Source organism: Clostridium sp. Cult1 (assembly GCF_021655095.1).
In the GTDB taxonomy this organism is placed as follows: Bacteria; Bacillota; Clostridia; order Tissierellales; family Tepidimicrobiaceae; genus Schnuerera.
Window position 1 is genome coordinate 56570 of the sequence record NZ_PPXW01000001.1, and the last position, 15883, is coordinate 72452.

Sequence of the window (15883 nt, forward strand, 5' to 3'; positions counted from 1 at the left end):
GTACCATTTCAACGAATTGAACTAATGCTGCTATAACAAGAATAAATACTATAGTTTGTAAATATTGTAATCCTAAAGTATCTAGAATAGCATGATGTATTATATAAGTTATTATTGAAGATAATGTAACAACGAAAGTTACAGCAATCCCCATTCCAGTTGCCGTTTCCGTTTTATTAGATACTCCTAAAAAAGGACATATTCCTAAAAAACGAGCTAATACATAGTTATTAACGAATATAGTGCTGATTAATATAGTAAAAAGGCTCATCTAGCTTCCTCCTTTACTAAAGCTTGTTTTGAAGCTTTTTTATTCCTTACACTATTAAAAATAGCTATTAATATTCCAAGTAAAATGAATGCTCCTGGTGGCATTATAAAGATTAGAGCTGGTTCAAAACTGGGACCAAATAACCGTATATCAAATATACTTCCAGCCCCTAGTAATTCTCTTAAAATACTCAATGCTAATAATGCTATAGTATAACCGATACCCATACCTAAACCATCTACTGCTGAAGCTAGAACATTGTTTTTTGATGCGAAGGCCTCTGCCCTTGCTAGAATAATGCAGTTAACTACTATTAAAGGAATAAATATCCCTAGAGCATTATATAGGTCTTGAGTATAGGCCTTCATGAACATTTCTACTATAGTAACGAAGGTTGCTATAACTACAATAAAAGCTGGTATACGAATTTTATCTGGAATTACCTTTCGTAGTAATGAAATTACAACATTGGATCCAATTAATACCCCTGTAACTGCAAGACCCATAGCTAAACCGTTTATAGCAGAAGTAGTTACGGCTAATACGGAGCACATTCCTATTAATTGGACGAATATAGGATTTTCTTTTACTACTCCATTGTAAAAGATTTTAGATAACTTCAATGTTTACACCTCCACACTTTAACTAATCGGATAATTTCTCATTATATAATTGACGAACTGTATTTACTCCATCTACTATGGCAGTTGTTGTTACAGTAGCACTTGTAAGAGCTTGAACTTCGCTCTCTCCCTGTGGACTTTTAGCTGCTGTTATTTCACTGGCAACAGTTTTGTTTTTAAAGGAATCAGAGAACCAAGGCTTAGTTGAATTTGCTCCAAGTCCAGGAGTTTCTCCATGATTTAAAACCTTCAAGCCAGTAATTTTCCCTTCTTTAGAAATTCCAGTCATAAAGGTGATTTCTCCACCATAGCCATTTACCTTTATATTGAAAGTATATCCTACTAAATCTGAGCCTTTATATCCTTCATTAATTTCTACAATATTTGAATCTGATCCTACAATTTCCTTTAACCTTCCCCCATCTAAAGTATTAAATTCCTCCGCTATATCTAATACTTCCATCTTTGCTCTTTCATTAGCTAGTCTATCTGCTTCTGCAATCCTCTCAGATGTAACACTATTGGATAAAGCTAGTACCGATGCTGCTACTGCAGTAATTATAAATAGTATCAATCCTAACTTTAGGGTTTCGTTCATTTACTTCACCTCCCCAAATACTTTAGGTCTTGTAAATTTCTCGATTAATGGAGTTGCCACGTTCATCAATAGAATTGAGTAAGACACTCCTTCAGGATAACCACCTTTAACTCGTATTAGGGCAGTTAGTATTCCAGCACCTATACCAAAAATAATCCTTCCTATAGGAGTAACGGGAGAAGAAGCATAGTCAGTGGCCATATAAAAAGCACCAAGTATTAGTCCACCACCTAACATATGGTAAGGTAAAAACTCTGTTTCTACTCCAAGTAATACTAACATAATAAAGGTTGTTCCTAAATAAAATACTGGTATCTTCCAATCTATAACTTGTCTGATTATCAAATATGCAGCTCCTATTAATAATAATAAGACAGATGTTTCTCCTATTGCTCCTGGAGCATTTCCTATGAACATATTCCATAACGTAGGAAGTTCTGCTCCTGCTGCTTGTGATGCAGATGTAGCAGCTTCAACTGTTGCAGATGCCCCTCCATCAGCTCCCATTCCATATTTCATCATGGCTAAAGGTGTAGCAGTGGCAACTACATCTGGTCTAGTTCCAGTAAAAGTTGACATATGAGCTGGCCATGAAGTAAGAAGCATTGCTCTTGCTGCTAATGCAGGATTCATAAAATTTGAACCTAAACCACCAAAAAATTGTTTAACTACTATTATTGCAAAGGCAGAACCCATAATTGGTAACCACCAAGGTGCACTGGCGGGTAAGTTAAATGCAATTAAAATTCCTGTTATTATAGCTGAAAAATCATTTATAGTTATAGGTTTGTTAAATATTTTCTGAATAATTGCTTCAAAAGCCATAGCTGATGCTACAGAAATCAATATTAATTTTAGTGCATTTAATCCAAAAAAGTATACACTTCCTATAATGGCTGGTGTAAGTGCTATTATTACATCTAGCATTATCCTCTGTACAGATTCATTCGATCTTATATGAGGAGATGAAGAAACTAATAACATATTTTCCAAAGCAACTTCTTTAGCTTTAGAAGTATCTATAACTTTACTATCCATTTCATATCCTCCTATCTATTTTGCTTTCTTTTAGCAATTACTTCCCTTTTAGCCATTCTAATGGATTCGGCTAAAGGTCTTTTAGCTGGACAAATATATGAACATGCTCCACATTCTACACAATCTAGAGCATGAAACTCTTCTGCTTTATCAAAGTTTTTCTTTAAGGCATAGCTACTTAAATATAAAGGCTGTAACCTTACTGGGCAGACTTCTACACATTTGCCACATCTGATACAAGGCTGTATAGGTTCTGGTTTTGCTTCCTCTTCTGTCATTATCAATATACCACCTGTACCTTTTATGACTGGTATATCTATTGAATATTGACTTAATCCCATCATTGGACCACCCATTAAGATTTTACCTGGTGAACCTTCATTAAAACCTCCACATTGTTCAATTAAATCCTTAAAAGGTGTTCCAATTTTCACAAGAAGATTTTTAGGTTCTTTTATACCATGGCCTGTAATGGTGGTTATCCTCTCATACAAAGGTTTTCCCTCTAATATAGCTTCTGCAATAGCTTTAGTTGTTGAAATATTGCACACTACAGCACCAACATCCATTGGTAACCCTCCAGATGGGACCATTCGTCCTAATGTAGCATTGATTAACCTTTTTTCATCTCCTTGAGGATACTTAACTTTTAAAGAGGCTACGCTAATGTTTTTTTCATCTTTACTTGCTTCTTTTAATGCTATTAGGGCATCAGGTTTATTCTTTTCTATTCCAATAATTCCTCTTTCTACTCCTACTGCCTTCATAATAGCTTTTAGTCCAAAGATTATTTTTTCAGGTTCTTCAACCATTATTCTATGGTCTGCTGTTAAATAGGGTTCGCATTCTGCACCATTTATTAAAATGGTATCAATCTTCTTGTCTGAAGGAGGTGATAACTTAACATGAGTTGGAAAACCAGCTCCACCCATACCTGTAATACCTGCTTCTTTGATTATCCCTATAATTTCCTTAGAAGATAAGTCCTCTAGTTTTCCCTTTGGCTTTAGCGATTCGTGTAACTCATCCTTTCCATCAGATTCAATTACTACACAATTAACGGTAAGACCTGTAGGAATAGCCATAGTAGTAATACTTTTTACAGTACCAGATACTGATGAATGAACTGGTGCAGATACAAAAGCTTCAGATTGTCCAATTTTTTGACCAACTTTTACCGTATCTCCTACCTTTACTAAAGGTTCACAAGGAGCTCCAGTATGCTGGTGTAATGGAATGGTAACCATAGCTGGCATTTTTGCTTTCTCTATAGATAGATTTTCTGTCAAGTCCTTATAGTGTGGTACATTTACCCCACCTTTAAAAGTGAGATTTTCTAACTTCATCCTTATTCCACCTCTTTTTCCTTATTCTTGTATTATTTATATAAAAAATGATAAAAAATAGATAAACAATGATCAAGTAAAACCTCTATAAATAGGTTCAGGCTATTTGTTTCCATTGTTCATTATAACATTATTTCTCCAGAATGTATACCCTATAGACGTATTGAGATATTTTTAACAAACCTTTATTTTACAAGGTTTTCTTAGTCTCCTGCCGGTAATATTCACAATCATAGATATTTGTTTTTGCCCAATAAAAGGGTAAATTTGTTTTTCTAATGATGATTTATGCTTATTATTGTTAAATAAACTACGGTAACCTTTTTTATACATATTTGGTCATATTTCCATGCTTAATTGGATTGGATCTTCTGGGTAAATTAAATTTGAGAGAGTTAGACCAATAAGCCTTATATCCTTATTTAAGTTGAATTTTTCTAGTAATATATTTTTACTAATTTTAAAAATTGTGTTTTCATCGTTTGTAGGCATATTTAAAGTTACACTTCTAGTTTCTACAGTAAAATCACTATATTTAATTTTTACGGTAATTGTTCTTATTAAATAATCTTTTGATATCAATTTATTTGCTAAGTTAATGGAATAGAACTCTAATCTATCGATTAATATTTCAGGGTTATTAATATCATCTTGGAAGGTCTCTTCTTCTCCTATAGACTGGTTAATAATATGGACCTCTACAGGTCTTAAATCTATACCATAAGAAAAGTCGTATATTTCTTTTCCTCTTTTACCAAATAGGGATACTAAAACATTCCTATCATATCTCTGTATGTCTTCAATATAATATATGCCCAGCTTATTCAACTCTCTTTCCATCTTAGGACCAACACCCCATAATCGGGATACAGGTAAGGGTTTTAAAAATTCTACTGCTTCTTCTTTTTTGATTATGGTTAAACCATCAGGTTTTTTTACATCTGAGGCAAGTTTTGCTAAGAATTTATTAATAGATATTCCTACAGAAGCAGTAAGTTTTAACTCTATTCGTATATCTTCTTTTATATTTTTTGCAATAAGAAGAGAGTTCTGTCCAGTTATATCTAAGAAAGCTTCGTCTATTGAAATAGGTTCAATTTTTGATGAGTATCTACTAAAGATCTTATGAAGTTCTTTGGATACACTCTTGTATTTTTGCATATTTACTGGCAAATAGATGCCTTTAGGGCATAATCTTTTTGCAACCTTTATTGGCATGGCTGAACGAATCCCATATTTTCTCGCTTCATATGAAGCAGTACATACAACTCCCCTATTACGAACCCCGCCTACTATGACAGGCTTTCCCATTAACTTAGGATCATCCCTCTGCTCAACTGATGCATAAAAAGCATCCATATCTATATGGATTATTTCCCTATCCATTTTTATACCACCTCAATTATTGTATAAAAAAATCATATACCGATATGTATATGATTTGGTGCAGGAGAAGGGACTCGAACCCTCACGGTATCTCTACCATATGCCCCTCAAACATACGTGTCTACCAGTTCCACCACCCCTGCAATTTAATATTGTTATAATCTTATTATAAATAAAATCCTACTTTTTATCAACTACTTCTTCCTGGAATTCTTTAGGAATATACCATTTTTCAATATTTCTATAAATATTGTGGAAAGTAGGGTCAACATCTCCCATAATCTTTTTATCTATTAATAAAGCTTTATTCTTAAAAAACAAGCTTACATAAGGCAATTCTTCTGTAATCACTGACTGAAGTTTTTCATAAGCCTTTAATTTTCTATCCTTGTTAACAGCTCCAAAAGCCTCTAATAAAGCCTCATCCATAGCTTGGTTATTATATCTAATTATATTAGTACCTGATTTTATTTGACTAGAATGGAAAGCAAATGATAATTCAGGTGTAGGAGAAATGCTCCAACCTAATAATACAATATCATAATCCCCTCTTATAATTCGATTATTTAAATGTTCCCACTGATTATCAACCATCTCTTCAGTTAAATTGTCAGGTATATTTTCTGGATAATCCTTAATTACGTGGATCCCCATTTTATTCAAATCTTCAACTATCATATCTGCAGTCTTTAGCCTTAGTGGATTATAAGAATTGGTTATAAGCCTTAGAGTAATCTCTTTTCCATTTTCGTCTTCATAAAATCCGTCTCCATTAATGTCTTTCCACCCTAATTCATTTATTTCTTCTCGAGCTTTCGAAAGATTATATCCATAAGCGTTAGCTTCATCAGAAATCAACCAAGAATTAGGATGAATTGGTAAATCAGTCTGTGTAGCATGTCCTAAAAAGACCTTTTGAATAATTGCTTGTCTGTCTATTCCGTAAGCCATAGCTTTTCTTAATTTATGACCTTGCTCATTGTTAAAAATTGATTTTGAAAAATTAAATCCTAAAAAATCATAATTTTGTGAAACAAATTCAAGTATTCTAACTCTGTTATTTTGGTCAAACTTCTCCCAATCCACTCCCAAAGCTATTGTTAAATCTATTTGTCCAGCTTCAAAAGCAGTTAAAGCTAATTCATCGTCTTCTAGTATTTTCCCAATTATCTTATCTATATAAGGTCTACCCTCTCTATAGTCTTGAAAATATTCTAATCGGATTGATTTATATTTGTCATAGTTTGAAAACCTATAAGGTCCTGTGCCTATAGGGGTATAATCATCTTCCATTAGCGCCTTAATATAGGAGTTTTTATTCTCTATATCTACAACGAATCTATGCTTAGGTATTATCGGAAATATCAATGTTTCCAAACTATTACTAAAATTTATATCAAATTTTATATCTAGATTATAATCATCTATTACGTATACATCTATTATCCTATTAATATTAGAAGAATAGTAATTCCCCATGGCAGCATCCCACATTTTTTTATAGGTAGAATCATTATTTGCATATTTAATGGTATTTATAGTGAAGGCTACATCTTCTGCTGTAAGTTTTTCACCATCGTGCCAGAGTACATTTTCCTTTAATTTAATACTTATAGTTCCATCATCTCTTATAATATAATCTTCTGCTAGTTGATTTTTAATATCAAAGTTTTGGTCTAATTCAAATAAACCTTCAAATATTAGCTTACTAAAATAATAATAACTAAGATTTTCACTGATTAGGGGATTTAAAGTTTTTAAAACTGTTAATGGTAGCACCAATTGACCACCATATTCAGGTTCATATTCTTTAACACTTGTAGTATTAGTTTCAAAGGTTTCAGATATATTATTTGCTTCATCTTTATCACATCCTGTTAATGTAAATAATATTGTTATAATTAATAATGTGATTATAATCCTTTTACATTTCAAAGTATTTTCCCCCTTTTGCTATTTGTACGTTATTAAAGTTTTGATTATCTTTCTAAAATTATGCATAAAACCAATTAAATAGTTTTCTCCATATAAAGATCTTTTATTAAATTGAGACTTATATATTATCCTATATATTTTTAAATTTCTTTCCACTTTTTTAATGTATTCTTCTGTTTCTTTAAAAGGTATTTTACTTAACACTAATCCATCTTTAGAATAGTCTTTATTTCCTAGCCATTTAGATACATTGCCACTTCCACCATTATATGCGGCTAAAATCAACTGTAAATTGTTATCAAACTCTTCAGAAAGGACTTTTAAGTACCAAGTACCTATTCTTATATTAATTTCTGGTTCAAATAGTTTTTCTAAAGTAAAATCTTCTATAGCTAATTCTTGTGCAGCCCACTCTCCAGTAGTAGGAGATATCTGCATAAGCCCTCTTGCTTTCTTAGAAGATATGGCTTCTTTATCATATCTACTCTCTACATTGATAATTGCTGCTACTAGATAAGGGTCTACATTGTATTCTTTAGAGTACTTCTTAATCAAATCTAGATATCCTAAAGGATAAGTAATTTTCATATAGACCATTGTTGCCCCAACTAATAATAAAACAATTAAAATGGTGGAGAATATTTTTTTAAACAATCTTTTTATTTTCCACGTCAAATTAAACCCTCCAGAGAATTATATTACTTCATATACTATTTTTTCTACTGTTTTCTCTAAACTTTTTAAATCTTTTCCATTATCGATTATTCTAGTTGCATATTCTCTTTTTAACTTTAAAGGCATTTGGGCTCTAATCCTTTTTATTGCGTCCTCCTTACTAATTAGATCCCTTTTAATAAGCCTATCCAATTGGGTAGCCTCGTCTACATAGACCAACCAAATTTCATCAAAGGATATCCCATAATTGATAAATTCATCCATTTCTTCTATTAGTAAAGGTACATCCAAGAAGATAATTCTTTCTTCTTTATATTTTTCTATTAATTTTTTTATTCCTTCAAAAACATAGGGATGCACAATCTTATTTAGCTTCTTTCTCATCAACCTATCTCTAAATATTATGCTACCTAATTTTTTTCTATTGACATTGTTATTAATATCTAATATATCCTTGCCAAAAAAATCTATTATCTTTTCATAGGCAGGTTTTCCTATTTTTACTACATCTTTTGCTATTTTATCAGCATCTATCACTTTATAACCTAATTTTATTATGATATTAGAAACTGTTGATTTTCCAGTGGCAATACCTCCAGTTAAACCAATGATCTTAACTTTATTTTGATTCATACCAATTGTCTCCTGTATTTAAATCCACTTTTAATGGAATATCTAATTTGATAGAATTTTCCATAATATCCTTTATAATACTTTTTACTTCTTCTACTTCGTCTTTAAATGCTTCAACGATAAGTTCGTCATGAACCTGTAATATCAATCTAGATTTTAATTTTCTTCTATTTAATTCTTGAAACACTTTCACCATAGCCACTTTTATAATATCAGCAGCACTTCCTTGTATAGGAGTATTCATGGCGATTCTTTCTCCAAAGGACCTTACATTATAATTTCGAGATTTAAGCTCTGGAATATATCTCCTTCTATTTAAAATTGTTTCCACATATCCTTCTTTTTTTCCAGTTTTTATTATATCCTCCATATATCTCTTGACCATTTCATAATTTTTTAAATAGTTATCTATATATTCTTTGGCTTCTTTCCTAGATATGTTCAAATCTTTAGAAAGTCCATAGTCACTTATCCCATAAACTATACCAAAATTAACTGCTTTGGCCCTATTTCTCATCAATGGCGTTACTTCACCTTTTGGAATATGGAATACTTCTGAAGCAGTTTTTGTATGGATATCTTCATCATGATAAAAAGCTTCCATTAATTTTGGATCCTTGGATATATGGGCTAATACCCTTAGTTCAATCTGTGAATAATCTGCATCTACTAGTATATAGTCTTCATCCTCAGCCACAAAGGCCTTCCGAATCATCCTACCTTCTTCCGTTTTAATGGGAATATTCTGCAGATTAGGCTCTGTACTACTAATTCTACCGGTATTGGTTACAGTTTGATTAAAACTAGAATGAATCTTATTAGTTTCTTTGTCTACAAGATTTATTAGACCATCTATATATGTGGATTTCAATTTTACCATCTGTCTATATTTAAGTATTTTTTCTATTATTTCATGTTGCCCTTTTAATTTATCTAGAACCTCTGCATCTGTAGAATAACCTGTTTTTGTCTTTTTAATTACAGGTAATTTTAATTCATCAAATAGTATTTCTCCCATTTGTTTTGGAGAGTTTATATTAAATTCTTTACCAGCTAAAGCATATATTTCTGTTGTTAAATTATCGATCTCTCCTTGAAATTCTTCTCCTAATTGATTCAATACATCTAAATCCACTTTGAACCCGTAGTATTCCATATTGGCTAATACTTCCACTAAGGGTAATTCTACTTCATAATACAATTGGGTCATTTCCTGTTCTTCAATTAGTCTATTTATAGGCTCCCTAATTCCATGGACCAAATCTAAAGTTTGGGAAATATGCTCTGCCCTTGCATTTATAGGTAAGTCTTTATAGGTTTTTTTACTTTTACCTTTACCTAGTAGTTCTTCTAAGTCTTTACCATAAATATTTAGATATTCTTTACCTAATTCATTAATACTATAATTGGATTGAGCAGGATTTAATAAATATTGACCTATCATAGTATCAAAAACCATATTTTTAATATCTATATTAAGTTTCAATAAAGCAAATATGTCCATTTTCATCATATGACCATATTTTTCAATCTCATCAGATTCAAAATACTCTATAAATTTTTCTCTAAATAGTTTAATATCATTTTTAGAATAATCTATATAATAAGGTACACTGTCTCCAACCTTTATGCCAACTCCAATTATTTGGCTTTTAATATAGTTTTCATCTTCAAATAAAAATTTAAAACAAAAATTTTTATTTGATTTAATTTTATCTATTATTGAATCATAATTATCCCCTTCAATAACTATGTATTCCGTTTCATATTTTGAATCCTCTTCTGCCCTAATCTTATCTCCCGGTATTTTCGAAAGCAAACTGTTGAATTCTAATGTATCGTATAGTTTCTTTAGTTCATCCCAATTAGGTTCTTCTACTTTTAATTCATCAAGGGCAAACTCAATAGGAGCATTTCTAATTATTTTTCCTAAAGTTTTGCTAAGTACTGCAGAATTTTTGTTTTCTATTAAAGACTCTTTAGTCTTTTTGCCTCCTACCTTATCTATATTATCATATAGGTTTTCCATAGTACCAAATTCTTTTAATAATTTTATGCCAGTTTTTTCCCCTATACCTGGTACCCCTGGAATATTATCAGATTTATCTCCCATTAGACCTTTTAAATCGACAAATTGTTCTGGTGTTATTCCATATTCCTCTATTATTTTTTCCTTATCAAATTCTTCTAATTCAGTAATTCCCTTTCTAGTTATTAAAACCTTAGTATTATCTGAAGCTAATTGTAAATAATCTTTATCTCCAGTTACTAATATTATACCCAGTCCATTATCTTCTCCTATTTTTGACAATGTCCCTGCAATATCATCTGCTTCATATCCATCTAACTCTAATTGAGCTATATTCATAGCTGAAAGTATTTCTTTTAGTATTGGGAATTGTTGTGATAATTCATTGGGGGTAGACTGCCTATTTGCCTTATAAAGGTCAAAAGCTTCATGTCTGAAGGTTGGTCCTTTTTTATCAAATGCTACACATATATAATCTATGGCATATTCTTCTTTAATTCTATATAGCATGGTTAAAAAGCCATAAACCCCATTTGTATATATGCCATCCTTTGTAGATAATAAAGGAAGAGCATAAAAAGCCCTATGGATTAAGCTATTTCCATCTATGATCATTAACTTTTCTTTTTGTTCTCTATTCACAAAATCACTCCTCATATATTATGTTAAATACATTAGAACTTTAGTCTTTTATTATAACTAGTATACATTAAATATATTTATCAGTAAATATAATTGAAAATATAGTTCTTGATTGTTTGACAATTTTATGTTATTATATCTCTTGTAATAAATATGCCGGTGTGTTGGAACTGGCAGACGAGACGGACTCAAAATCCGTTGTCCGCAAGGACGTGTGGGTTCGAGTCCCACCACCGGCACCAGTACTTATAAAGGTTTAGGCTATAAGGCTTAAGCCTTTTTTTAATTTCCATTCCCTTCGCCCCTTCCTTAAAAATAATCTTAAGTTTTTGATCCTAATTTACTTCACTAATTAATATTATATAAATTATATCCTAATTTTTTCTAATTTCCAATATAAGTATTATTGATGAGTGGTTTAAGTAAATACAATCTATTTAACAAGTATCATTAGGTTTATATTTTACCCCCTTGGGTATACCATATATAGTATATATTAAGGAGTGGTAATATGACTAGTATAAAGATAGTTTCTGATTTTGCATGTCCCTTTTGTTATATAGGTTTTTCCATAGCTGAGAAATTAACAAAAGAAATTCCAGATATAAATATAGAATGGATTCCCTATGAATTAGATCCAGTTCTTCCCATTGAAGGAGGAGATTTAACAGACCAGATCCCACAGAAACAGATAGATATGAGTTATAGAAGAATTGAAAGATTAGGCTCCGAGTATAATTTGGTATACAATAACAAAACCAAAAAATTTAACACCCATAGACTACACAAGGCTGCTTTATTTGCAAGGGATGAAGGAAAATACTACCAGTTTGCTAAAGAAGCTTTTAAAACCATATTTGAATATGGAAAAAATGTTGGTGAACCAGTAATTATTAATGAAATAGGGTTAGAGGTTGGAATTAATATAGTAGAAATGAACAAATGTATTGATGAGGGTTTCTATGATGAGGAAATGGAAGAGGCAAAAAACCTATGGTCTGTATATGGAATAGAATCTGTACCTACATTTATTGTAAATGGAAATAGAAAGGTAACTTTATTAAAGGATTATGAGAGATTTAAGAAAGACTTGTTGGGTTAAAAGTATAATTTTAATTTAAGGGGTTGAATATATGAAAATGGTCAATGTGTTAGATAAGGGTTATGTAAGACTTGTAGATACTTTAGGCTCAGATTTAACTATCGTAAATGCTGCTAGAGTGTCTTACGCAAAAGAATCTTTAGAATTAGACGATAAGGATAGAAGGCTTATTAATTTTTTAGCTAGAGAGGACCACACTTCCCCTTTTAGACATGCCATATTACAATTTGAAGTATATGCTCCTCTTATGGTAGCTAGACAATGGTGGAAATATATTGTAGGATCAGCCCATCAAGAAGGGGTTGGGGATTCACTTAACGCATGGAATGAATCTAGCAGAAGGTATATTACTGAAGAGCCCCTATTCTATATTCCTGAAAAAAATCAATGGCGGAGTAAACCAGAAAATTCTAAACAAGGTAGCGGTAAACCTATAGAGTGGGAATTGGGAGAAAAATATACAAAATCCCTTATGGAATATATAGATTTAGGGGAAAGATTATATAATGAAGCCTTGGAAGATGGTATATGTGCTGAACAAGCAAGATTGTTCTTACCAGCATATGGCATGTATGTAAGGTGGTACTGGACAGCCTCTTTACAGTCAGTTGTTCATTTTATTAACCAAAGAATTCAATCTGATGCTCAAAAAGAAATTCAAGAATATGCGAAAGCCATACTTATATTAGCAAAAGAAAGTTTCCCAGTATCATTAGAAGCTATTTCTATTTAAGTTCATCTAAGAGAACGGTTAGCTCAGCCGTTCTCAGTTTATATAGTATCTAAAAACCAGCTGGCTCAAATTTTTCTTTCTTATATAAAATATTCCACTATATTTATGGGTATTAATTATATATGATAAGATATAATTAATAAGGGGTGAATTTTATGTCTAATAAGCAACATGATATTCATAAGAAAAATCATGAAGATGATATTAAAATGGTTCTTTTAAAAACTGTATATAATAGTGTTGAGTTGAACTTCATTGAAAATTTGTTAGATGAAAATAATATCCCATATATCCTTAAGGATCAAGGAAGTGGAGGGTATATGAGGATTTATAGTGGCTTTTCAATTTATGGAACTGATATATTCGTAGAAAAATCCATGCTTGAAAAAGCTCAATCTATTATTGATGAATTCCCTTGGGATGAATAATGATTAATCAGAGGTGTTTGAATGACTATTTTTATTGATGCTGATGGTTGCCCTGTAGTTGATATTGCAATAAGAGTTGCTAAAGAGAATAATATTAAAATAGTGGTAGTTAAAAATTACGCAGTAGAATTAAACGACCCTTATGCAGAAATCATAACTGTAGATATATCTAACGATAGTGCAGATTATTACATAGTAAATAGGATTAAACCTGGTGATATATTGATTAGCCAGGACTATGGTCTAGCAGCTATGGGGTTAGCAAAAAATGCTTATTGTATCAATCAAAACGGATTATTCATTACAGAAAATAATATTGGTGAAATATTAAATAGAAGATATATTCACCAAACCTTGCGGAGAAAACAAAATATCTATACTAAGTTCAAAAAAAGAAATCCTCAAGCTAATGAGGATTTTGAAGAGAACTTAAAAAGGCTTATTTTATCTATATCCTGATTTGGCTTATACATCAGATATATTACAGTAATTTTTCTGCTGAGTAATTAATACCAATAGCTCCTAAAGGTGCAGTAATAAGTATGGATAATACTGCTAATGCCAAAATATCATCTCCTTTATAATAGTCACAAAAAACAAAACTCCCACAGGTATAACATAGTATTCCTGTAGGAGTCATTAGCATTAAGCGATTTTGGTGAACCCCATCACCATTATTTATTTTCTAGTAAGAGCATATTATAACTCTCTATCTAATGTCAAGAAATTTAAATTTATATGGTAAACAAAAATAATAAATATTTCAAACCTATACATTAGTTTTTCATTTTCAGATACTCCGCTAATCCAAATTATCATATGGATGCTTTCAGAAACTAACTTTCTACAGTCTAATCCGCTCTACACCTATAAAACTCTTCTCTTAGAATTGCATAACTTTTCAAATCCACTGGTACTCCATTTTTAATAGCATCCTGTCTACGAGTGCCTTCATATTTCATACCTACCTTTTCCATTACCCTCCATGAACCAATGTTAGAATCCATAGCTCGTGCATAAATCCTATTTAGATTTAATTCCTTAAACCCAAATTCAATAATAGCTTGAGAAGCCTCTGTACAATATCCATTTTTCCAATAAGGTACTCCTATCCAATATCCAAGTTCTGCTTTTCTATGAATTTTATTTATCGTAAGGCCTATTGCTCCAATTACTTCTTTAGTATCTTTTATCACTATTGCATAGGTAATACTTTTTCCACTATTAAAATTATGTTTATGAGTACTAATCCATGATTCCGCTATTCCATCTTCGTAGGGATGGGGAATATTTAAGGTTGTCTCTGCCACCTTTGAATCTCCAGACAATTCTTGTACTCTTTTTGAATCCGATAACTCAAAAGGTCTTAGTATTAACCTTTCTGTTTCTATTATAGGTTGTTTTCCCATTTTATTGCCCCCTATATTTCAGATAATTAATACCCTCTATTCCATTCTTTTCTCAGCATTCCGTATATAACACAATTTACATAACCATCCTTAAGTAATTCACCATCTCGAATTATACCTTCCTTAGTAAATCCAAGCCTTTCTGGAATAGCTCTGCTTTTAAGATTGTCTTCTGCACATCTAATTACTACTCTATTTAGATTATAAATAGTAAATGCATAATTAATAAATTCTATACATGCTTTTGTCATTATTCCTTTTCCTACATAGTTTTCATCTAGCCAATAACCTATACTTATTTCTTTAATACTAGGATTTATACCGTGAAAACCTATAACACCTGCAAATTCTCCTTTATACCATATACTAGCATCAAAACCATCATTGGCTGCATATTTCTTTTTACTATTCTTTATAAAGGATATGGTATCTTCTACAGTTTCAGTACTATCTACCCAAGGCAAATACTTTCCTAAATGTTCTCTGTTTGAATCGATTGATTTAAACATCTCCCCTGCATGATGTATATCAACTAATCTTAGTTCAATATTATTATCAACTATATGTTTAAACATTGACTGTACCTCCATACAAACTTTTTACCATTATAAGACAAGGATTATGTTCCCCCCAAATTCCTTTAATTTCTTCGATTGGATAAAATCCTAGTTTATTATAAAATTCTCTAGTTTTTTTATAATTCTTATCTAGATGACTTTCTCCAAGAGTCTTAACCATTAAAAACTTATAATTTTTCTTTATCAAATAACTTATGGCTCTTTCTACTAACTCTCTACCTATTCCTTTATTATGATATTCTTTCTTAATCCCCATAACATATATTTCACAAGTATATTCATTATTAAACTTTAAGCTTAAAAATCCTATAGGCTTATCATTATCAAAAGCTGCATAAAAAATGGTATCCTTTACTTTATCTACATATTCAATAATAGCTTCTTCTATTCCAAACCAATCTGGTAGTTTTCTAAGTATGGAATTAGTTATATTTGATTTGGATTTTGGATCACTTAT

17 protein-coding genes, 2 tRNA genes and 1 riboswitch are annotated in these 15883 nt (G+C 31.1%); of the genes, 5 read left to right on the top strand and 14 right to left on the bottom strand.

Annotated elements, in window-relative coordinates; all coding sequences use genetic code 11:
* The 11 genes from C3E89_RS00275 to polA form a co-directional block, all read right to left on the bottom strand.
* The coding region (locus tag C3E89_RS00275; RefSeq protein ID WP_272876541.1) for an electron transport complex protein RnfA at window positions 1–271 on the bottom strand (271 nt) is incomplete at its 3' end.
* Complete coding sequence (gene rsxE / locus C3E89_RS00280) at window positions 268–894, bottom strand: electron transport complex subunit RsxE (protein WP_236910513.1); 627 nt, start codon at window positions 892–894, stop codon at window positions 268–270. The genes rsxE and C3E89_RS00275, both read right to left, overlap by 4 nt.
* 22 nt (window positions 895–916) lie before the next feature.
* Entirely contained in the window at window positions 917–1492 is a 576-nt protein-coding gene (locus C3E89_RS00285; protein ID WP_236910514.1) for an RnfABCDGE type electron transport complex subunit G, read from the bottom strand.
* Window positions 1493–2530, bottom strand: a complete 1038-nt coding sequence (locus tag C3E89_RS00290; RefSeq protein ID WP_236910515.1) for an RnfABCDGE type electron transport complex subunit D — start codon at window positions 2528–2530, stop codon at window positions 1493–1495.
* Window positions 2531–2541: 11 nt separating this feature from the next.
* Entirely contained in the window at window positions 2542–3876 is a 1335-nt protein-coding gene (rsxC, locus tag C3E89_RS00295; protein WP_236910516.1) for an electron transport complex subunit RsxC, read from the bottom strand.
* 339 nt (window positions 3877–4215) lie between these two features.
* Window positions 4216–5262: a DNA polymerase IV gene (locus tag C3E89_RS00300; protein WP_236910517.1), complete on the bottom strand. Its 1047-nt coding sequence runs from the start codon at window positions 5260–5262 to the stop codon at window positions 4216–4218.
* Between the two features lie 56 nt (window positions 5263–5318).
* Window positions 5319–5405: transfer RNA gene (locus C3E89_RS00305), tRNA-Leu, on the bottom strand.
* Window positions 5406–5442: 37 nt separating this feature from the next.
* Window positions 5443–7197 (bottom strand): ABC transporter substrate-binding protein, encoded by a 1755-nt coding sequence (locus tag C3E89_RS00310; protein ID WP_236910518.1) that lies wholly within the window; start codon window positions 7195–7197, stop codon window positions 5443–5445.
* Between the two features lie 18 nt (window positions 7198–7215).
* The gene (locus tag C3E89_RS00315) at window positions 7216–7872 is read right to left on the bottom strand and encodes a lytic transglycosylase domain-containing protein (protein ID WP_236910519.1); all 657 of its coding nucleotides are present in this window, start codon (window positions 7870–7872) and stop codon (window positions 7216–7218) included.
* A gap of 18 nt (window positions 7873–7890) precedes the next feature.
* Window positions 7891–8505 (bottom strand): dephospho-CoA kinase, encoded by a 615-nt coding sequence (gene coaE / locus C3E89_RS00320; RefSeq protein ID WP_236910520.1) that lies wholly within the window; start codon window positions 8503–8505, stop codon window positions 7891–7893.
* On the bottom strand, window positions 8492–11149 hold the full coding sequence (polA, locus tag C3E89_RS00325) for a DNA polymerase I (RefSeq protein ID WP_236913411.1): 2658 nt from the start codon (window positions 11147–11149) through the stop codon (window positions 8492–8494). The genes coaE and polA overlap by 14 nt, the downstream gene beginning before the upstream one ends.
* A 182-nt stretch (window positions 11150–11331) precedes the next feature.
* On the opposite strand from polA, the gene C3E89_RS00330 reads away from it, so the two are divergent.
* From C3E89_RS00330 to C3E89_RS00350, 5 genes are all read left to right on the top strand, one after another.
* Window positions 11332–11418: transfer RNA gene (locus C3E89_RS00330), tRNA-Leu, on the top strand.
* A gap of 269 nt (window positions 11419–11687) precedes the next feature.
* A complete protein-coding gene (locus C3E89_RS00335) occupies window positions 11688–12278 on the top strand; it encodes a DsbA family oxidoreductase (protein ID WP_236910521.1) in 591 nt (196 codons plus the stop codon).
* A gap of 31 nt (window positions 12279–12309) precedes the next feature.
* Window positions 12310–13011, top strand: coding sequence for an FAD-dependent thymidylate synthase (thyX, locus tag C3E89_RS00340; protein WP_236910522.1), 702 nt, complete (start codon window positions 12310–12312; stop codon window positions 13009–13011).
* A 155-nt stretch (window positions 13012–13166) separates the two neighbouring features.
* Window positions 13167–13439, top strand: coding sequence for a putative signal transducing protein (locus C3E89_RS00345; protein ID WP_025642071.1), 273 nt, complete (start codon window positions 13167–13169; stop codon window positions 13437–13439).
* 21 nt (window positions 13440–13460) lie between these two features.
* Complete coding sequence (locus tag C3E89_RS00350; RefSeq protein WP_236910523.1) at window positions 13461–13898, top strand: YaiI/YqxD family protein; 438 nt, start codon at window positions 13461–13463, stop codon at window positions 13896–13898.
* Between the two features lie 164 nt (window positions 13899–14062).
* Window positions 14063–14121: riboswitch (Fluoride riboswitch) on the bottom strand.
* A 169-nt stretch (window positions 14122–14290) separates the two neighbouring features.
* On the opposite strand, the gene C3E89_RS00355 is transcribed toward C3E89_RS00350, so the two are convergent.
* The 3 genes from C3E89_RS00355 to C3E89_RS00365 all read right to left on the bottom strand — a co-directional run.
* Window positions 14291–14848, bottom strand: a complete 558-nt coding sequence (locus C3E89_RS00355; protein WP_236910524.1) for a GNAT family N-acetyltransferase — start codon at window positions 14846–14848, stop codon at window positions 14291–14293.
* 26 nt (window positions 14849–14874) lie between these two features.
* The gene (locus tag C3E89_RS00360) at window positions 14875–15423 is read right to left on the bottom strand and encodes a GNAT family N-acetyltransferase (RefSeq protein WP_236910525.1); all 549 of its coding nucleotides are present in this window, start codon (window positions 15421–15423) and stop codon (window positions 14875–14877) included.
* On the bottom strand, window positions 15416–15883 hold a 468-nt coding region (locus tag C3E89_RS00365; RefSeq protein WP_236910526.1), incomplete at its 5' end, for a GNAT family N-acetyltransferase. The genes C3E89_RS00360 and C3E89_RS00365, both read right to left, overlap by 8 nt.